13 protein-coding genes are annotated in these 19,073 nt (G+C 70.6%); 8 read left to right on the top strand and 5 right to left on the bottom strand.

The genetic code is table 11. From position 1 onward, the window contains the following. Positions 1–73: 73 nt before the first annotated feature. The 6 genes from ACQP2X_RS19365 (at position 74) to ACQP2X_RS19340 (ending at position 13,139) form a co-directional block, all read left to right on the top strand. Positions 74–511: a hypothetical protein gene (locus tag ACQP2X_RS19365; protein ID WP_498698879.1), complete on the top strand. Its 438-nt coding sequence runs from the start codon at positions 74–76 to the stop codon at positions 509–511. 557 nt (positions 512–1,068) lie between these two features. Continuing rightward, the gene (locus ACQP2X_RS19360) at positions 1,069–4,173 is read left to right on the top strand and encodes a family 78 glycoside hydrolase catalytic domain (RefSeq protein WP_498698877.1); all 3,105 of its coding nucleotides are present in this window, start codon (positions 1,069–1,071) and stop codon (positions 4,171–4,173) included. Beyond that, entirely contained in the window at positions 4,166–7,369 is a 3,204-nt protein-coding gene (locus tag ACQP2X_RS19355) for a glycosylhydrolase-like jelly roll fold domain-containing protein (RefSeq protein ID WP_498698875.1), read from the top strand. The genes ACQP2X_RS19360 and ACQP2X_RS19355 overlap by 8 nt, the downstream gene beginning before the upstream one ends. Continuing rightward, the gene (locus ACQP2X_RS19350) at positions 7,366–9,987 is read left to right on the top strand and encodes a glycosyl hydrolase (RefSeq protein ID WP_498698874.1); all 2,622 of its coding nucleotides are present in this window, start codon (positions 7,366–7,368) and stop codon (positions 9,985–9,987) included. Before ACQP2X_RS19355 ends, ACQP2X_RS19350 begins: the two co-directional genes overlap by 4 nt. Continuing rightward, complete coding sequence (locus ACQP2X_RS19345; protein ID WP_498698872.1) at positions 9,984–12,338, top strand: beta-L-arabinofuranosidase domain-containing protein; 2,355 nt, start codon at positions 9,984–9,986, stop codon at positions 12,336–12,338. Before ACQP2X_RS19350 ends, ACQP2X_RS19345 begins: the two co-directional genes overlap by 4 nt. A gap of 60 nt (positions 12,339–12,398) precedes the next feature. Further along, positions 12,399–13,139 (top strand): SDR family oxidoreductase, encoded by a 741-nt coding sequence (locus tag ACQP2X_RS19340; RefSeq protein WP_498698870.1) that lies wholly within the window; start codon positions 12,399–12,401, stop codon positions 13,137–13,139. Here ACQP2X_RS19340 and ACQP2X_RS19335 read toward each other — a convergent pair. The 5 genes from ACQP2X_RS19335 to ACQP2X_RS19315 are packed head-to-tail and all read right to left on the bottom strand — an operon-like array spanning position 13,099 to position 17,554. Continuing rightward, a complete protein-coding gene (locus tag ACQP2X_RS19335; protein WP_498698868.1) occupies positions 13,099–13,950 on the bottom strand; it encodes a helix-turn-helix transcriptional regulator in 852 nt (283 codons plus the stop codon). The two genes, ACQP2X_RS19340 and ACQP2X_RS19335, sit on opposite strands and share 41 nt — an antisense overlap. Positions 13,951–13,961: 11 nt before the next feature. Continuing rightward, positions 13,962–14,882: an SDR family oxidoreductase gene (locus tag ACQP2X_RS19330; protein ID WP_498698866.1), complete on the bottom strand. Its 921-nt coding sequence runs from the start codon at positions 14,880–14,882 to the stop codon at positions 13,962–13,964. A gap of 28 nt (positions 14,883–14,910) precedes the next feature. Then, the gene (locus ACQP2X_RS19325; RefSeq protein WP_498698864.1) at positions 14,911–15,285 is read right to left on the bottom strand and encodes a sigma-70 family RNA polymerase sigma factor family protein; all 375 of its coding nucleotides are present in this window, start codon (positions 15,283–15,285) and stop codon (positions 14,911–14,913) included. Then, positions 15,269–16,645, bottom strand: a complete 1,377-nt coding sequence (locus ACQP2X_RS19320; RefSeq protein WP_498698862.1) for an NAD(P)/FAD-dependent oxidoreductase — start codon at positions 16,643–16,645, stop codon at positions 15,269–15,271. The genes ACQP2X_RS19325 and ACQP2X_RS19320 overlap by 17 nt, the downstream gene beginning before the upstream one ends. A gap of 42 nt (positions 16,646–16,687) precedes the next feature. Then, positions 16,688–17,554: a sigma-70 family RNA polymerase sigma factor gene (locus tag ACQP2X_RS19315; protein WP_498698859.1), complete on the bottom strand. Its 867-nt coding sequence runs from the start codon at positions 17,552–17,554 to the stop codon at positions 16,688–16,690. 79 nt (positions 17,555–17,633) lie between these two features. Between ACQP2X_RS19315 and ACQP2X_RS19310 the strand changes: the two genes are divergently transcribed. Both ACQP2X_RS19310 and ACQP2X_RS19305 read left to right on the top strand, forming a co-directional pair. After that, the gene (locus ACQP2X_RS19310) at positions 17,634–18,320 is read left to right on the top strand and encodes an alpha/beta hydrolase (RefSeq protein WP_498698857.1); all 687 of its coding nucleotides are present in this window, start codon (positions 17,634–17,636) and stop codon (positions 18,318–18,320) included. Further along, the gene (locus ACQP2X_RS19305; protein WP_498698855.1) at positions 18,317–19,030 is read left to right on the top strand and encodes an alpha/beta fold hydrolase; all 714 of its coding nucleotides are present in this window, start codon (positions 18,317–18,319) and stop codon (positions 19,028–19,030) included. Before ACQP2X_RS19310 ends, ACQP2X_RS19305 begins: the two co-directional genes overlap by 4 nt. The last annotated feature ends 43 nt before the right edge of the window (positions 19,031–19,073 follow it).

The raw sequence follows: 19,073 nt of genomic DNA, 5'->3' as shown, positions 1-19,073 counted from the left end.
TGCGCCTCAAGCGAACCTTCGCCGAGGGCTCGAACGGCCATTTCCCCTGCCCTCACTGAGCACGGCATCCGACGTGCTGGTTCATGATGTGGTGCTGGCCGAGGAGAACGATTACGCGCCGAGGGAGCGAGTGCTGACCGGCGGTGTCGAGCTCGCCCCCGGAGCAGGCGTATCCCTGCGGGTCGAGGGGGACGACGTCACAGTGGGTGGCCGCCGGGGCTGGGTCGCCTACCCTCGCCGCGGGATTGCCACCCGGCTGTTCACCCTCCAGCCGGGACAGGTGGGGCGGTACCGAGCGAACTTCCGCCTCACCGGCTGCGCCTGCAATCCCTCCTGGTACTACGAGAGCCAGCTGGTGAACGTCAGCAACGGCCTCGTCGACGAGGACGCGTTCACGCGCGATGCGCCCGCCCACGACGTCGACGACCGGGTCCACCTCTACGGCGGCCGCCGCCGACCCGCGCCGACGGTAGACCGGCGGCGAGATCCGGCGTCGCAACCTTCCGACTGAGGCCGCCCGCGCTCAAGGTGGCCAGGGAAGGGCCATTCCCAGGGCGCCCAGAACGGGCCGAGGTAAGGCATCGACAGCCCGAGGAACAGGCTGAACTCCGACGCGAGCGACCAAGACGCCGGCCGAAATCGTCGACCGGCAGAAGGCGAAGGAAACGAATCTCGCACGAGGCGAAGAGCAGGCAGCCGACGCGGCGCGCGGGGACGCCGAGCACGAGCGCGTAGTCGGGCACGCCCCTTGGTGACGATCGCGCCCGCCAAGGCAGACACCTCGCGGGAGGGCGGCCGGCGGCAGACAGGCTCGCCCAAGGCGCACGGAGTGGGGACTCGCCGGGGCACCGCCTCAGGGTGCGAGCTGCGGGCGCCGTATCCATCGAGGGCTATTGACGCGATTGATGACGGCATATTAGCGTGATCGTTACCACCATGTTAAAACGTTTCACAGTCGCGCTCCCCCGCGGTTGTCGCTGGTCACCGTTTCACGCCAAGGATTTAGCGGTTCTTTAGTTGAACCGCTGGATCGTTGTGGGTTGAAACGATTTCGCGACAGGAGCCGCTTTGCGTCGTACTCTCCTCACCGCAATCACCACCGCTGCACTGCTCGTTTCCGCTGCGCCTGGTGCGCCGGCGCTGGCCTCGACCGTCGTGGGAGCGCCGACGGCACTGCGGGCCAACGGGCAGGTCCAGCCCCTCGGCATCGACGCCGCGCTGCCGGATCTGAGCTGGCGGGACACACGTACCGGACACGTCGCCTATCAGGTCCAGGCCGCCACCTCCGTCGCGCGCCTGAACCGCCCGGACCTCTGGGACTCGGGGCGTGTCCGCGGCCGCGACGTCACCACCGCCTACGCCGGGCGGGCGCTCGGAGAGCGAACGCGCGTTTACTGGCGCGTCCGCACCTGGGTCGATGACCGCTCCCCCACCGGCTGGAGCGCGCCCTCCTGGTTCGAGACCGGGCTGCGCGACTGGAAGGCGCAGTGGATCGGCAACCAGGACTGGCAGCTCAGCACCAAGCCCGTCCAGCCCGTCGTCGTCACACTGCCGAAGCAGAACGCCCGCTTCGTACGCCTCGACGTCACCAAGCTGGGCCGGCCGCTGGCCGAGCAGCCTCTGGACAGCAAGAACCGCATGGTGACCAGCGGCGACGTCCGGGGTTTCCCGGCGCTGACCTACCGGCTCCAACTGGCCGAGCTCGAGGTCCGCGACTCCGCCGCCCCGGCCGTCAACCTGGCCGAGGGGCGCGGCAAGTTCATCACCGCCTCGGAGACCGAGACCGTCCGCAAGGAATGGGAGCCCGCGCTGCTGGCCGACGGCCTCCCCCTCGGTTATCAGAGCGCCGCCCACACCACCCCGGACGCGCACCTCCAGCTCACCCTCGATCTGGGCGAGGCCAGGTCCTTCGACCAGGTGGTCCTCAAACCGCGCACCGACACCTTGACCGCCGAGCGAACGACCGCCAACTTCCCGGTCGACTACAGTGTCCAGACCGCGCAGGCCGACGACTGGACCACCGCCGCTACCGTCACCGGCCAGGTCCCGCCCCAGCCGTGGCTGCCGGCCGCCCTGCCGGTGTTCAAGAAGGACTTCACCGTCCACGGCAAGGTGACCAAGGCACGTCTCTACATCAGCGGCCTCGGGGTCTACGAGCCCACTCTGAACGGGCGTAAGGTCGGTGACGCCGTCCTGGAGCCGGGCGACACCGACTACGCCGACCGGGTGCCGTACGCGGCGTACGACGTGACAAAGGGTTTGAACCAGCGCGGCAACGAGCTGGAGGTCGCCCTCGGCAACGGCACGGCCAACGCGCTGGACACCAAGGGCCGTTACCGGAAGTTCGCACGGCAGGTCAGCGACCCGCAGGTGATCGCCCAACTGGAGATCACATACGCGGACGGACGCCGGCAGACCGTCGCCACCGACACGAGCTGGCGCACCGCGCTCGGTCCCACCACGGTGTCCTCGTGGTACGGCGGCGAGGACTACGACGCCCGCCGCGAGAATCCGAAGACCTGGGCCGCCGCTGTCGCCGCCCCGGCCAAGGGCCCGCTCACGGCCCGGATCGGCGAACCCGTCCGGGTCGTCGAGCGCCTGACGGGAACCGAGGTCAAGGCCGGGGTCTTCGACGTCGGCCGCAACATCGCCGGCCTTCCCGAGATCACTCTCACCGCCCCGGCCGGCACCACGGTCCGGGTCTATCCGGCCGAGTCGCTGAGCGGCGACCACGTCGATCAGTCGATCAGCAACGTGGGCACGCCGATCTGGGACCAGTTCACCAGCAAGGGCGGCACTCAGACCTGGCATCCGCGGTTCAACTACCACGGCTTCCGCTACCTCGAGGTGGCCGGCCTGCCGGCGGGCGCGCGAATCACCGTCAACGGGCTGCGCACGATGGGCGACTACGACCCGGCCGGCACCTTCGACACCTCGGACGACGTGCTTGACGGCATCCACCGGCTGACCCGGCGCGCGGTCGAGAACAACATGCAGAGCATCCTCACCGACTGCCCGAGCCGCGAGAAGCTCGGCTGGCTGGAGCAGGACCATCTGGCGTACGACGCGATCGCCCGCAGCTACGACGTCCGCCCGCTGATGGACAAGATAGTGCAGGACATGGTGGACGGCCAGGAGGCCTCGGGGCTGGTGCCGAGCACCGTGCCCGACCACACCTCGCTGGCCGGCGCCTATCGCGACGACCCGAACTGGGGTGGCGCGCTCGTTCTCGTGCCCTGGCAGACCTATCGGACGTACGGGGATCGGGAAATCCTCGAACGCAACTATCCCGCGATGCAGCGATACCTCGCTTACTTGCAGGGCCAGACCGCCCGCTGGGTCGACGGCGTCTACGACTACAGCCTGGGCGACTGGATCACCACCGAGAAACCCGCCATGGCCAAGGCGATTCCCGGCAGCACAGGCGTCTGGAAGATCGCGGACGGCCTGGCCCGGATCGCCACCGTGCTCGGCCACGACGCCGACGCCGCCACCTATCGGGCCACCGCCGACGGCATCGCGAAGGCGTTGTGGGCCAAGTACTACGACCCCGCGACCGGCCTCTTCGGCGGCGGTGGGCAGGGTGCGACGGCCCTGGCGCTCGACGTCGGCGCCGTGCCGGCCGGCCTGAGGGCGGACCAGTTGCAGCACCTGATCGACGCCATCGCGGCCAAGGACGACCACCTCGTCATGGGCGAGATCTCGTTCCCGTCGGTGCTGCGGGTGCTCACCGACGCCGGCCGCGACGACGTCGTCTACCGGATCGCCACCCGGACGACCAGCCCGAGCCTCGGCTATCAGGTCCAGGCGGGCCTGACCGCGCTCGGTGAGACGTGGGACGGCGGCAGCGGCCAGTCGCAGGACCACTTCATGCTCGGCGCGCTCGACGCCTGGATGCTGCGCCGGGTCACCGGCATCGACCAGGCGCCCGGCTCGGCCGGATTTCGCGAGCTGGTCGTCGCCCCGGCCGTCAACGGCGGCCCGGCTTCGGCGTCGGGCAGCTATCTGACGCCGTACGGCAAAGTCGCCACCGCCTGGACCCGGACCGGCGGCACCGTGCGCCTCACCGTGACCGTCCCGCCCGGCGCGACCGCCGAGATCCGCCTGCCCGGCCTGACCCGCACCGTCGGGAACGGCGAATGGTCGTTCACTTCGAGGAGCGCCGATGCGTAAGGCACTGACCGCCTTGCTGGCCGCCACCCTGGTCGTCACCGGCCTGCCGAATCCAGCGGCCGGGAAAGCAACGGACGACAGCCTCCCCAGCATCTACTGGTACTGGAACAACACCATCACGCCGGAGATCACCGACCGGCAGATGGCCGAGATGCGGGCCAAGGGCGTCCACTCGTTCGTGCTGTTCCCCTACGGCGGCGCGAGCCAGCAGCCCGCCTTCTTCACAGAGGCCTGGTTCGACCTGGTCGAGCACGTCCTGCGCGAGGCCAAGCGGACCGGCATGAAGGTCTGGCTGTTCAACGACAACAATTTCCCGAGCGGCCGGGCCGGTGGTCTGGTCGCCGACGGCGGCACGGTCGGCGACCGCACCTGGCCGGCCCGGCCGGACCTGCGGCTCAAGGCCGTGCTGCGGTCGAGCCGCATCGTCACCGGCCCGGCCACGGTGAAGCTGGACAGCACCTCGGGCCTCTCGGTCAGCGCCGGCAAGCTCGTCGTCGACCCGGCCCTGAGCACCGGACCGGCCCCTCTCGCGCCCGGCGCGAACTGGACCGACTACACCGTCAGCGGCAAGGCCACGCTGACCACCGGCGGTGTGCAGCTGTGGGTGCGGGCCGATCAGCAGAAGCAGAACGGCTATCTGGTCGACGTGGACGTCAAGGGCGTGGCGAGCGTCTACCGTGTCGACGACGGCGTGCGGACCCGGCTCACCACCGGCGTTCCCACGCCAGGCTTCTCGGCCAGCCGGGCGCAGACCATCAACGTCACGGTCGCCGGCGGCACCATCACGCCGAAGATCAACAACACCGTGCAGCCGGCCGCGACCGACACCGCGTACGGCACAGGTTCGGTCGCCGTGTCCGCGGAGGGCACCCAGCGCACGCAGTGGGACAACCTGAATGTCGCCGGGCCCGACGGGACCGCGCTCTTCGGCGACGACTTCGCCGACGCGCGAGGGTTGATCAACTTCCCCGGCGACGAGGTCACCCTGACCGGCCGGACCGCTGCCGCGGCAAGACTGGCCGGGACTGACAAACCGATCGAGCTGACCGGCACGACCTGGAAGGTGCCGGCCGGCCAGTGGCAACTGGACGTCTACGCGGGCAAGACCCTGATCGACGACTCCAGCGGCTACGTGCGCGACTATCTCGACCTGCTCGACCCGGCCGCGACCGACGCGTTCCTGGAGCGGGTCCCGGGCGAGTACGTGCGCCGCTTCCGCTGGGCGATGGGCTCGACCGTGCTGGGCTTCTGGGACGACGAGCCGTTCATCGCCTCGGCCCAGCCGCACCCGTTCAAGCAGCTCCCCTGGTCGCCCGGCCTGGCCGGGGCGGTCACCGCGGCCGGCGGCAGCCCCGGTGTGGCCTACACGGCCGCGTCCGACCTGCTCGACCCGCCGGCCGGCCTCTACTGGCGGGCGGTGAACAACCTTTTCGCCACGAGCTACTACAAGCGGCAGGCCGACTGGATGGGCCGGCACGGGCTCAAGCTCATCACCAACCCGCTGCTCGACGAGGAGAGCCCGCAGGACCGCATGCACAGCACTGGTGACCTGACAAAGGTGAACCAGTGGGCCCAGGTGCCGGGCAGCGACGAGATCACCACCGATTACGAGGCCGGCCGGCAGACCATGCTCGGCCGCAACGCCGCCTCGGTCGCCCACCAGAGCGGCGCGCCGCGCGTGGTGATGGAGACCTTCGGCAACGGCGGCTGGCAGATCGCCCCGGACTACATGCGGGCCACCGTCGGCGCGCTCGCCACCCGCGGCGTCAACCTCACCTTCCTGCACGCGATGTGGACCGACGAGACGTCCGTCAACTTCCCGCCGCCGTTCGGGCCGCGCAGCACGTTCTGGGAGGACATGCCCGCGGTCGACGCCTGGATCGGGCGGGTGATGGACCTGGGCCGGGGCACGAGCCTGGCCCGCACGGCCCTGATCCAACCCCAGCGGGCGGCCGAGATGACCCGCTCGACCGACACCGGGCACACCCTCGACGAGGCGTTCACCGAAGCGTCGTACGCCCTGGAGCGCGGCCAGGTCGACTTCGACCTGCTGAGCGATTCCTCGCTCAGCGGCGACCCGGTGGCCCGCTTCCAGGGCGTGGTCCGCGGCAAGCAACTGCGGGTGGGCCAGGCGTCGTACGACCAACTCGTGCTCCCGCACACGCCGATCCTCGACCTGGCCAGCGCGCGGCTCCTCAACGACTTCAGCCGGAAGGGCGGCAAGCTCGTCGTGGTCGGCGGGCTGCCCACCAAGGAGGCCTTCGGCCGCGACGCCGAGCTGGCGAAGGCCTTCGCCGGCGTGAAGTTCACGCTCGTCGACGAGCCGGACGGGCTCACCACGGCCGCGACCGGACACGCGGCGGCGACGCTGTCGCCCAAGGCTCCGGCCGTTCGCGTGATCCGGGTACAGCGCGGTCAGGAGACGGTGTTCATCCTGAACAACGAGAGCGACGCGACGGTCACCACGACCGCGACGTTCCCGGCACACGGCATCCCGTCGATCAACGACCCCCGCAAGGGAATCAGGGCGACCGCCTATGACGGCTCGGCCGTGCCACTCACGCTCAAGCCGTACGAGACGATCGGCGTCGTCTTCAAGAACGGCAAAGAGCAGCCGCACCTGACCGACGGCACGCTGCCGGCGACGAAGGTGACCGCGCGGGGCCGCTCGCTCGACGCCAAAGTCACGGCGAGTTCCCCCGGAAACTACAAGCTGACGGGTACGGCCAACGGCCGCACCTACAAGGGCACGGCGGTCGTCACCGACCCGCTCGCGCCGATCGCCCTCGACAAGCCGTGGACCGTCCAGCTGGAGAAGGACGGCTCGGCCCCGCAGGAACGCCCGCTGGGCTCGTGGACGACGTTCGACCCCACGTTCTCGGGCAGCGCCACCTACACCACCACGCTCGACCTCACCGCGGCCGACCTCGCGGATCGCCGCCTGGAGCTGGATCTCGGCGAGGTGCACGACCTGGCGACGGTCACCGTGAACGGCGCCGAACTTCCGGCGGCGCTGTGGCATCCGTACACGGTCGATGTCTCGAAGGTCCTGAGGCCCGGCGCCAACACGGTGAGCGTGCGGGTGACCAACACGCTCGCCAACTCCCGCAACAAGATCCTGCCGTCCGGCCTGGCCGGCCCCGTCACCCTGCGGCCGAGCGCCGTCGTCACCGCGAAGTTGGAGCTCACCCGATGAAACGCCGTACCGTCATCGCCCTGGGCGCGGCCGCCGCGCTCCCCTGGCCCGCGGCCCCCGCCGGGGCCACCCCGGCCAAGGTTCCCGCCACCGGCGCCAAGTTCCGCTGGTGGTGGCCGCACGGCCTGGTCGACCCGGCCGAGATCGCCCGTGAGATCGACCAGATTGCCGACGCCGGTTTCGCCGGCGCCGAGATCCAGGACGTGCACCACAGCGTCCGCGCCGACCTCGACGCGGCCGGGCACGGCTGGGGCACCCAGCCGTGGCGCGACGCCGTGGAGTCGGCGCTGCGCCAGGCCAAACGGCGCGGCCTGACCATCGACCTGGCCGTCGGCCCGAGCTGGCCGGCCGCCGTGCCCGGCATCACGCCGGACGACCCGGCCGCGGCCAAGGAGCTCGTGCACACCGTCACCCCGTTCACCGGCGGCATCACGGCGCCGGTCGAGCCGGACGCCTTCGCCGTGCAGATCGCCCGGTTGGTCTCGCCCGGCGTGCTCGACCCGGCCTCGGTACAGACGCTGACGCCGGTCGGCGGTCAGGTCGAGGTGACCGTGGCCGACGGGTCATGGCTACTGTTCACCTACAAGGTGCGCGGCTCCGGGCAGGAACCGGAGGGTGGCCCGCACACCGTTCCCACGTCCTATGTGGTCGACCACTTCAGCACGGCCGGCACTCAGGCCGTCATCGACACCTGGAACGATCTCGTGCTGACGAAGCCGATCCGGCAGCTGCTGCGCCAGGCCGGCGGCGACCTCTTCGAGGACTCTCTCGAGCTGGAGACCGACTGGACGCTCTGGACGCCCGCGATGCCGGCCGAGTTCGCCCGGCGCACCGGCACCGAGTTGCTCCCCTCCCTGCCGATCCTGCTGAACCCCAAGGGAAAGTACCTCTACGCGTTCGACTCCGACACGTCCAACCACGTGCGGGACGCCTTCAACCAGGTGCTGTCCGACCTCTACCACGAGCGCCACCTGATCCCGCTGCGCGAGTTCGCGCACCAGCTCGGACTCCAGCTGCGGGCCCAGCCGTACGGCCTCTCGACCGACGCCATCCGCAGCGCCGCCCTGCTCGACGTGGCCGAGGGCGAGTCGCTCGGCTTCAAGAACCTGGACGACTACCGGGTCCTGGCCTCGGCCCGCGACATGGCCGGTAAGCGGATCCTCTCGTGCGAGTCGGCCGCCTACGCCAACGGCGCCTACAGCACGACGTGGAACAAGGTGCTCCAGACCATGGGCAGCGTCTTCGCCGGCGGTGTGAACCAGGCGGTGCTGCACGGCTTCGCCTACAAGGACGCACCGGGCGCGGCCTGGCCCGGTTTCGCGGCGTTCTCGCCCTACAACGGCAACGGGATCGGCTATGCCGAGGCGTGGGGTCCACGGCAGCCGACGTGGCGGCACGCGCGCGACGTCGCCGGCTGGTTCGCCCGCACCCAGGAGCTCCTGCAGAGCGGAACGGCCCGGGCCGACCTCGTCTTCTTCCGGCAGAAGGGGTGGACCGCGACCGGGATCGGCGCGCCCTGGGCCACCAACGACGGCATCCCGATCGGCTGGACGCACGGCTTCGCCGACGAGGCGTCGCTCGCGCTGCCGGCCGCGAAGGTCCGCGACGGACGGCTCGGGCCGCCCCGCTACAAGGCGCTGATCCTCGACGGCGACGCCTTCCGGGGCAAGGACCACACTCTTTCCGTACGGGCGGCACGCCAGCTCCTGGCGCTCGCGAAGGCGGGGCTCCCGATCATCGTGATCGGTAACTGGGCGGACGTGCATCCGGCGGCGCTCCAGCCCATCTTCGCCGAGTTGCTCGCCTCGCCCCGGACGAGAGTGGTCGCCGACCAGACCGGCGTCCCGGCCGCGCTGGAGGCGGCCGGGGTGACGCGGGACGTGGAATACGAGCGGTCGTCGCTGATGACCGTGCACCGCGTCGACGGCGACAAGGACTACTACTATCTCGCCAACGCCCGGCACGCCGAGAACCGGACCATCACGGCGATCGACCAGGACGTGTGGCTCACCACCACGTCCCGCTCGACCGTGCCGGTCGAGATCGACGCGTGGACCGGCGAGAGGCGCGGCGTCACCTACACCCGTAACGGCAACCGTGTGCGGGTACGCGCCACCCTTCAGCCGGGCCAGTCGATGCTTCTGGAGTTCCAGCGAACCCGCGTTCACATCCCGGTCCGCACCTTCATCGAGCCCGCCGTCGCACTCACCGGTTGGGAGCTGGCCGTCGAGGACTGGCAGCCGACCGGCGTCACCAGACACCAGGTCAGTCTCACCGAACTCCTGCCGTGGTCGTCGATCCCGGAGCTGGCCGACGTCTCCGGCGTCGGCACCTACCGCACGACGGTCACCGCGGAGCGGGCCGGCCGGGCGTTGCTGTCGCTCGGCAAGGTGGTCGACACGTGCCGGGTGCGGGTCAACGGGCGTCTGTTGCCACCGATCGACGTGCTGGAACCGGTCGCCGACCTGGCGCTGAGCAAGGGCCGCAACACCATCGAGGTCGAGGTGGCGACAACGCTGCTCAACCGCCTGCGCACCACCGACCCGGCGGTGTTCGGCATCGCCACCCGGCAGGCGTACGGCCTGCTCGGCCCGGTCTCGCTGAGGTGGTACCGATGAAACGGCGAACAGTCATCGCGGCCGGCGTGGCCATCGCCGCCGTTCCCCGGCCGGCCTTCGCAGCGCCGAGGACGGACGCCAAGCCACGCCTGCTTCCGAGCCGCTATCTCGACAACATGAACCGCACCGTGGCCTACCTGAGGTTCGTCGACCTCGACCGGCTGCTGCACATGTTCCGGGTGACCGCCGGGCTGCCCAGCACGGCCGAGCCTCTGGGCGGCTGGGAGGCCCCGGCCATCCAGCTGCGCGGGCACACCACGGGCCATCTGCTCTCCGGCCTGGCCCAGGCGGCCTACCACCTCGACGACGCCGAGCTGACCACGAGGAGCGCCGCGCTCGTCGACGCCCTCGCCGCCTGCCAGGCCCCGAACGGCTATCTGTCGGCCTTCCCGGAGACCGTCTTCGACGACCTCGAGGCCGGCAAGAACCCGTGGGCGCCGTACTACACGATCCACAAGATCCTGGCCGGGCTGCTCGATCAGCACCGCCTGCTGGGTAACGCCACCGCACTGCGAATGGCCGTTGACATCGCTGGCTGGGCCGCCTCCCGGGTGACCAAGCTGACCCGCGAGCAGATGCAGAAGGTGCTGCACGTCGAGTTCGGCGGCATGAACGAGTCGTTGGTCAACCTGTACGAGGTGACCCGCGACCCGGCGCACCTCGACCTGGCCCGTGCCTTCGACCACGACGAGATCTACGTGCCCCTCGCCGAGAAGCGCGACACCCTCGCCGGGCGGCACGCCAACACCGACATCGCGAAGATCGTCGGCGCCGCGGCCTCGTTCAAGGCGACCCGGGAGGAGAAGTACCGCACCATCGCGACGTACTTCTGGGACCAGGTGGTGCGGCACCACAGCTACGTGATCGGCGGCAACGCCAACGCAGAGTTCTTCGGCCCGCCCGGCCAGGTGGTCAGCCAGCTCGGCGAGAACACGTGCGAGAACTGCAACACCTACAACATGCTCAAGCTGACCCGGCGGCTGTACGAGCTGAACCCCAAGCGCACCGACTACCTCGACTACTACGAGTGGGCGCTGCTCAACCAGATGCTCGGCGAGCAGGACCCGGAGTCGGCGCACGGCAACGTCACCTACTACACCGGGCTCTCCAACACGGCCTCCCGCAAGGGAAAGGAGGGCCTCGTCTCCGATCCGGGCTCCTACAGCAGCGATTACGGCAACTTCAGCTGCGATCACGGCTCCGGCCTGGAGACGCACACCAAGTTCGCCGAGCCCGTCTACGACACCGACGGCGACGTGCTCTCGGTCAACCTGTTCATCCCGTCCGAGATCACCTTCCGCGGCGCGCCGGTCCGGCTGACGACCTCTTTCCCGTACGCCGGCACAGTGCGTATCGCGGTGACGGGCACCGGCAAGCCGTTCACGCTGCGCGTCCGTATTCCGGGCTGGGTGCGGGATCCGGAGCTGAAAGTGAACGGATCCTCGCTGCGCGCGCGGCCGGGCTCGTTCGCCGAGATCCGGCGCACCTGGCGGCGCGGCGACGTGGTCGAGCTGCGGTTGCCGCTGCGGACCCGATGGCTGGCCGCACCGGACAATCCGGCGGTGCACGCCCTCGCCTACGGTCCGTTGGTGCTGGCCGGCCGTTACGGAGACACTCCGCCCGCGGCGTTGCCCACGGCCGATCCGCGCACGCTGCGGAGGGAGGCCGGAGCGGCCGAGTTCAGCGTGGTGGCCGGCGGCACGCGGGTGCGGCTGAGCCCGTTCCTCGACGTCCACCACGAGCACTACAACGTCTATTTCGCGCTGCCACCCGCTCGGCCCCGCACGGGGGTCGTGGCGTCGTACCCTCTGAAGGGTTTGAAGGAACGCACCCGCAAGTGGCCGGACGCCGTGCTGGCGGGCGGCGCCACGCCGGGCGAGCGGGGCATCGAGCTGAACGGGACCGGCGCCCACGTCGTGCTCCCGCCGGGACTTCCCGCGAATCTGACCGAACTCACGGTCTCGGCCTGGGTGCGGCTGGACAGCATCACCAACTCGGCCCGCGTCTTCGACCTCGGCTTCAACGCACAGAGCTACATGTTCCTGACCCTGCGGACCGGCAACGGGACGGCCCGCTTCGCCATGAAGCTGGGCGGCATGGAGGGCGAGGACTTCGTCGACGCCGCGGTGGCGCTGCCGGTCGGCGTCTGGACCCACGTCGAGGTCCGGGTCGCCGGCACGCTCACCTTCCTCATCGACGGGCAGGTCAGCGGGGTCAACCCGAACCCACGAATGGGCGCGCTGCTGCTCGGGGCGACGCAGTTCAACTATCTGGGGCGGTCGCAGAACCCGAAACACCCGTTCCTGCACGGCGCGGTCGCCGATTTCGTCCTGGCGGCGCCTGTCACGTAAGACGGTCCCCCGTGGTCCTTGAGGCGGACGTAGGCGCCAGGACCACGGGAGGACTGGAACATGAAGATCGCTGTCATCGGCGGCACCGGGCTCATCGGCTCGCAGGTCGTCAAGCTCCTCAACGCTCAGGGCCACGAGGCGACGCCGTACTCTCTGTCGAACGGGGTTGATCTGAGCGCGAACAAGGGGGTCGCGGAGGCCATCAAGGGCGCCGAGGTCGTCGTCAACCTGACGAACTCGCCGACCTTCGACGAGGCCTCCGCGGTCTTCTTCCGCGAGACCATGGAGAACCTGCTCGACGAGGCCGAGGACGCCGGCACGCGGCACATCGTCATCCTGTCGATCGTCGGCGTCGACCAGGTGCCGGACCTCGCCTACTACCAGGCGAAGGTGTTGCAGGAGAACCTCCTCGAGCAGGAGGAGAAGATCCCGTACTCCATCGTGCGGGCGACCCAGTTCTTCGAGTTCGTCAGCACGGCCATGACGTGGACCTCGGACGAGACCGCGGTGCGCCTGCCCTCGACTCTCGTGCAGCCGATGGCCTCGGCCGAGGTGGCCAAGGCGGTGGCCGCCGTCGCGGTGGGCGAGCCTCTCATGGGTGTACGGAACTACGCCGGCCCGGAGGTCTTTTCGCTCGACGAGCTGGGCCGCGTCACGCTCGCGTTCCAGGGCGACCGGCGTCCCGTCGTCGTCGACGAGAGCGCCGGCCTGTTCGCGGCGATCACCGGCGACGCCATCATCGCCAGGGACGACGCCGTCATCACCACGACGCGCTACCAGGACTGGCTGCTGTCCCGATGACCGACAGCAGCTGGAGCCGCTCCTGGGAAAGTGAACCGGGCTTCGCGGTGTAGACGACGAGCTGCTGCGACCGGTCCGGGTCGACGAGCCGCTGGCAGTCCAGCTCCAGCGGCCCGACCTCCGGATGCAGCAGCCGCACCGGCCCGCAGTACGGGCCGGCGACCAGGTGCCCCCGCCACAGCTCGGCGAACGACGGGCTGGCGGCCAGAAGGGCGTCGACGATGGCGCCGGCCCGCGAATCATGGCCGTCGCGCGTGTAGGAGGCGTGCAGGTCGGCCACGATGAGGCGGCTCTGCTCCTCCCACTCGTCGCGCGGGTGGAGCGACCGGGTGGCCGGGTCGGTGAACCAGCGGTAGTGCTTGCTGCGGTCCAGTCCCGTGTAGATGCTCTCGTCGCCGACCAGGGCCACCGCCAGGCGCGTCTGCAACAGCGTCTCCCCCAGGTGGGACACGACCATCGCAGCCGAGTCCTGGAGGCCGTCGAAGATGCGCATCATGCCCGGGTTGACGTGCTCGCTGTCGGCCGCGCGGCGCGGCGTGGCGTAACCGGCCAGCTCGAAGAGGTGGTCGCGCTCCTCCAGCGACAGGCGCAGGCCGCGGGCGATCGCGCCCAGCATCTGCTCGGACGGGTGCGGGCCGCGCGGCTGCTCGAGCCGGCTGTAGTAGTCGATCGACATGTCGCTGAGCACCGCGACCTCCTCGCGGCGCAGGCCGCGGGTGCGCCGCCGCTGCCCGCGCGGCAGCCCCACGTCCTCGGGTTGCAAGGCCTCCCGTCGGGTGCGCAGATATTCGGCGAGCCGGGCGCGATCCATGTCCCTGCCTCTCAGACGCTCACGCCGAGGGCGTAGCCCCACAGGCGGGCCGCGGCGCTCTCGTCGCGCGCGGACTTGTAGATGTCGAGCTCGGCCGGGCCGCCCTTGAACTGCCCGAAGCCGTCCGGGCCGTAGAGCCGGCCGCCCCGCGCCTCGGGGCTGGTGGCGGCGTACAGGATCGGAAGGACCCCGTGGGCGACGTCCTGGACCAGAATTCCCCAGCGGGCCAGGCGGGCCATGATGGCCTCGTGCGGCGCCGGTTTGCCGCGGCCCAGATTGGGACCGGCCGCGTAGAGCCCGGTCAGTGTGGTGCCAGGGTGGGCGGCGTTGCTGACGATGCCCCATCCCTCGGCCTGGCTGCGGCGGTCGAGTTCGAGGGCGAACATCAGATCGGCCAGCTTGGAGTTGTTGTACGCCTTGACGGCGGAGTACGACCGCGAAGCCTGCAGGTCGTCGAAGTCGAGACGGCCCTGCCGGGCGGCGCTGCTGGTCACCGTGGTCACCCGGGCCTCGCCGGCCTGAAGCAGCGGCAGCAGGCGGTGGGTGAGGACGGCGTGGCCGACGAAGTTGGTGCCGAACTGGAGCTCGAAGCCGTCGGCGGTGGTGTGCCGGGTCGCCGGCGCCATCACCCCGGCGTTGTTGACCAGGATGTCGAGGGGCCGTCCCTCGGCGAGCAGGTCGCCGGCGAGCGTGCCGACCGACTTCAGCGAGGCCAGGTCGAGCGTGCGCAGCGAGACGTCCGCCCCGGGCACCTCGTCGCGGATGGCGCTGAGGGCGGCGGCGCCCTTGGTGGTGTCGCGGACGGCCATGAGGACCTCGGCCCCGCTCGATGCCATCCGGGTGGCCAGGGCCAGACCGACACCGCTGTTGGCGCCGGTGACAAGGGCCAGCCGGCCGGTCAGATCCTGCGAACGCAGGTTAACTTTCTGCATGCCTCAAGGCTCCCGCGGCGACGAACCCTCAACCATGTTCTGTCGTTACATGCCACCGGGCGAGCTTGGCCGGATTGAGCACGATCCACAGGACCGACACGAGACCGCCGGTGGACTCGGCCGCGACCACCGCCTCGGCGCGGCCGGCCCGGCGCAGCGCCAGGCCGGACCGGCCGTTGACGGACTCGACGGTCAGCACGCCGCCGGGGCGGCACAGGAGCACGGAGACGAGCCCCGCCACCGCCTCGGCACCGCGGACAGGGTTGAGCGCCGCGAGCACCGCCCCGCCGCCGTCGCACATCGCGACGGCGTCGTCGTGCAGGGCGGCTCGCAGCGCCGTGATCTCTCCCGTCCGGCAGGCGGCTAGAAACCCGCGCACGACGTCGTCATGCGGAGGGCGCATGCTCGAGAGGCGCCGCGGAAGAAGCAGCCGGCGCCGCGGAAGACGCCAGGGCCGGCACCTCGCTGCCCGTGACGAAAGCCCGGCGCGGGTCCTGCACCGAGGCCAGCGAGACGATGTCGCGGCCGAACAGGGCGGCGGTGATCCAGACGAACAGGACCCGCACCTTCCGCTCCCAGCTGGGCACGGCCAGCACGTGGTAGCCGCGGTGCATCACCCAGGCCGGGAAGCCCTTGATGACGATGCCCTTCCACTGGAAGATGCCCCGCCCCAGGCCCAGAGTCGCCACCACGCCGAGGCTGTGGTGCAGATATTGCTTCGGTTCCCGCCCGCGCAGCGACGCCACCAGGTTCTTGGCGAGCAGCTTGCCCTGGCGCACCGCGTGCTGAGCGTTGGGCACGGTGGCGGAGCCGGGCAAAGCCAGGTCGGGGATGGCGGCGTCGTCGCCCGCGCCCCACGCGTCCGGCACGAACTCCTCATCGGTGCCGACCCGCAGGTCGGGCCGGACCATCAGCATGCCCCGGCCGTCGACCGGCAGGTCGGTGTGGTTGCGCACCAGCGGGCTCACCGCGTTGCCGACGGTCCACACGATCAGGTCGGAGTCGAACTCCTCGCCGGTCGACAGGACCACGTGCCCGCCGTCGGCCGACTGGAGCACCGAGTTGAGGTGGATGTGCGCGCCGCGCTTCTCCAGCGAGCGCACCACCCACTCGCCCGGCTTGTCGGTCACCTCGGGCAGGATCCGTCCCCGGGCCTCGACCAGGTGGAAGGAGAGCTCCGACGGGTCGAGCTCCGGATATTTGCGGGCCAGCGCGGTGGCCAGCGAGAGCAGCTCGCCGAAGCCCTCGACCCCGGAGAAGCCGCCACCGACGAAGGTGACGGTCAGCAGCCGGCGGCGCTGCGGCCCGGGCTCCAGCGTCGACGCCCGGTCGAAGTTGACGAGCATCCGGTCCCGGATCGCCACGGCCTCCTCGACGTGCTTCATGCCGATGGCCTGCTCGGTCACGCCCGCGATGTCGAGCTTGCGGGTGACGGCGCCGGCGGTCACGGCGATGATGTCGTACGGCAGGGCGTATTCCGGGCCTTCGGCCGGGCGGATGGTGGCGGTCTTGTGCGCGTGGTCGACCTTCACCACCGTACCGGAAATGATCTTGGTTTTCTTGAGGTGACGGCGGATCGAGACGGCCGCGTGGCGCGCCTCGACCGAGCCGGCCACGACCTCGGGCAGGAAGGGCTGATAGGTCATGTAGGGACGCGGGTCGACCACGACGACCCGGGCCTCGTCGCGCCGGAGCTTCTTCTCGAGCTTCCAGGCCGTGTAGAAGCCGGCATAACCGCCGCCCACCACCAGGATCGTCCGCATGTGGTCCTCTGTTCTCTCGCAGTCACCCCTTAGACCGGGCAGCTAGAGAACTTGTGACAACTTTTCCGGAACCATCTGCCAGAGGACCCGGTCGACGCCGTCGGGGGTGACGCCGATCGTCAGATAGGCCTCGTTGCCGTTGGCCAGCGAGAGCAGGACGGCGGTCTGGCCGTTGGTCTCCAGCCAGCGCAGGGAGGCGCCCTCCCACATCCAGGCCGAGAGCGCCATGAAGAACTTCGCCACGGGCAGCGGCCCCTCGACCACGCGGCGGGCGATGCCGAGCGCGCCGTTGCCGTCCGACACACTGAGCACGTTCGGCGCCAGGAGCCTCTCCAGCGCGGCCATGTCGCCGCCGCGCGAGGCCTCGAGGAAGGCGGCGAGCAGCTTCTTCTGCTCGGCCGCGGCGACCGGCGCCCGCCGCTCGTCGGCCAGGTGCTTACGGGCCCGGCTGACCAGCTGGCGCACGGCGGGCTCGGTGGTGTCGAGGATGTCGGCGATCTGGCCGTACGGATAGTCGAAGGCCTCCCGGAGCACATAGGCGGCGCGCTCGGCCGGCTTGAGCTTCTCCATCAGCAGCAGCGTCGCGTACTCCAGCGCCTCGCCGCGCTCGGCGCCCAGGTAGGGGTCGGCGCTGGTGTCGACCGGCTCGGGCAGCCAGGGCCCGACGTACGTCTCGCGGCGCGCCCGCGCCGACTGGAGCTCGTTGATGGCCAGCCGCGTCGTGGTCGTGGCCAGGAAGGCGCCCGGATTGGTGACCTTGCCGCGGTCGTAGGCCTGCCAGCGCAGCCAGACCTCCTGGAGCAGATCCTCGGCCTCGCTCGCGCTGCCGAGCATGCGATAGGCGATGCCGAACAGGCGCGGACGCACGCCGAGGAAGACCGCCGTGGCATCGTCGAGATCCGTCGTCACCAGCTCATCGTGGTCCGTGCCCGGGCAATCACCAAGCTTCTGTCACAAGAACCACGGCTGCCCTGTCTGGGATGGCATGATGCTTCGCCACGAATTCCTGTCCCGGAAAGAGCTGGAGGAGAGACAGGCCACGCCGGTGCCCAGGCCCGACGTCGACGAGACGTGGGTGACGGTGGGCGACGCCGCCGTGCGCATCGTGCGGCCGCCCGGGGCCACGCGGGTGCTGCCACCGCTGTTGTACCTGCACGGCGGCGGCTTCGTGATGGGCAACGCGGGCACCCACGACCGGCTGGTGCGCGAGCTCGCCGTGGGTGCGTCGGTGGCGGTGGCGTTCGTCGAGTTCGACGGCGGTTTCCCGGTCGCGCTGAAGCAGGCGTACGCGGTGGCGCAGTGGATCGCCGAGCGGGGCCGTACCTCCGGACTGGACGGGAACCGGCTCGCCGTCGCCGGGGACGACACCGGGGCCGCCCTGGCCACGTCGCTGTCCGCGGGCCGGGTCCGCTTCGCCCATCAGTCGCTGTACTACCCCCGCGGCGTCACCGCCGCTCCGTCCGCACCGGAGACTCTCGTCATCGCCCGGGGCGCCGGCGACGAGGGCCTGGCCTACGCCCGCGACCTGGCCTCGGCCGGTGTGCGGACCACGACCGCCACCTACGACGGCGCACCGCCCCATTTCATGATGCTCAACTCGCTGCGCGACACCGCGGCGGCCGGCGCGGCCATGCGAACAGCCGTTAACTTCCTGCGGGAAAGGAACGCACCATGACACCGACCGTCGTCCTCGTGCACGGGGCCTTCGCCGAGTCGGCGAGCTGGAACGGCGTCGTGGAGAGGCTGGTCGCACGCGATCTGAGGGTGGTCGCCGTGGCCAACCCGCTGCGCGGCCTGCCCGGCGACGCCGCCTACGTGCGGGACGTCGTGTCCGGTCTCGGCACGCGGGTGGTGCTGGCCGGGCACGACTACGGCGGCATGGTGGTCACCGAGGTGGCGCACCAGATCTCCACGGTCGCGGCCCTGGTCTACGTGAGCGCCTTCGCCCCCGACCAGGGCGAGTCGGCGCTGGAGTTGACCGCGAAGTTCCCCGGCAGCGGGTTCGGCGCGGCGGTCACCTCGTATCCCCTGGCCTCGGGCGGCACGGAGCACGTCATCCGCCCGGACGCGTTCCACGAGCAGTTCGCCCACGACCTGCCCGCCGCGCGGGCCGCGGTCATGGCGGCCACCCAGCGCCCGGTCACCCGGTCGGCCCTCGCCACCGGCCTGACGGCGGCCACCCCGGCCTGGCGGTCCATTCCCTCCTGGTTCGTCTTCGGGGGCGCCGACCACGCGGTGCCGCCCGCGCTGCACCGCTTCATGGCCGAGCGGGCCGGGGCGAAAGGCGTCCGCGAAGTGAACGATGCTTCGCACTCCATCACGGTCTCCCACCCGGCCGAGGTGACCGGCGCGATCCTCGACGCGGTGACCGCGGTCGCCGGATGATCGTCGTCCTGGTCGTTCTCGTGGCCGCCACCGCCCGCGAGCA

The sequence above is a fragment of the Actinoplanes sp. CA-131856 genome (assembly GCF_050956135.1).
GTDB lineage: Bacteria > Actinomycetota > Actinomycetes > Mycobacteriales > Micromonosporaceae > Actinoplanes.
This window is presented reverse-complemented; position numbering and strand designations above follow the sequence as displayed.

What these genes read in the sequence shown, in the direction of transcription:
- ACQP2X_RS19340 (WP_498698870.1), top strand. Translation starts at nt 12,399, where the DNA reads ATGAAGATCGCTGTCATCGGCGGCACCGGGCTCATCGGCTCGCAGGTC.
- ACQP2X_RS19345 (WP_498698872.1), top strand. Translation starts at nt 9,984, where the DNA reads ATGAAACGGCGAACAGTCATCGCGGCCGGCGTGGCCATCGCCGCCGTT.
- ACQP2X_RS19335 (WP_498698868.1), bottom strand. Translation starts at nt 13,950, where the DNA reads ATGGATCGCGCCCGGCTCGCCGAATATCTGCGCACCCGACGGGAGGCC.
- ACQP2X_RS19325 (WP_498698864.1), bottom strand. Translation starts at nt 15,285, where the DNA reads ATGCGCCCTCCGCATGACGACGTCGTGCGCGGGTTTCTAGCCGCCTGC.
- ACQP2X_RS19320 (WP_498698862.1), bottom strand. Translation starts at nt 16,645, where the DNA reads ATGCGGACGATCCTGGTGGTGGGCGGCGGTTATGCCGGCTTCTACACG.
- ACQP2X_RS19305 (WP_498698855.1), top strand. Translation starts at nt 18,317, where the DNA reads ATGACACCGACCGTCGTCCTCGTGCACGGGGCCTTCGCCGAGTCGGCG.
- ACQP2X_RS19350 (WP_498698874.1), top strand. Translation starts at nt 7,366, where the DNA reads ATGAAACGCCGTACCGTCATCGCCCTGGGCGCGGCCGCCGCGCTCCCC.
- ACQP2X_RS19310 (WP_498698857.1), top strand. Translation starts at nt 17,634, where the DNA reads ATGCTTCGCCACGAATTCCTGTCCCGGAAAGAGCTGGAGGAGAGACAG.
- ACQP2X_RS19330 (WP_498698866.1), bottom strand. Translation starts at nt 14,882, where the DNA reads ATGCAGAAAGTTAACCTGCGTTCGCAGGATCTGACCGGCCGGCTGGCC.
- ACQP2X_RS19355 (WP_498698875.1), top strand. Translation starts at nt 4,166, where the DNA reads ATGCGTAAGGCACTGACCGCCTTGCTGGCCGCCACCCTGGTCGTCACC.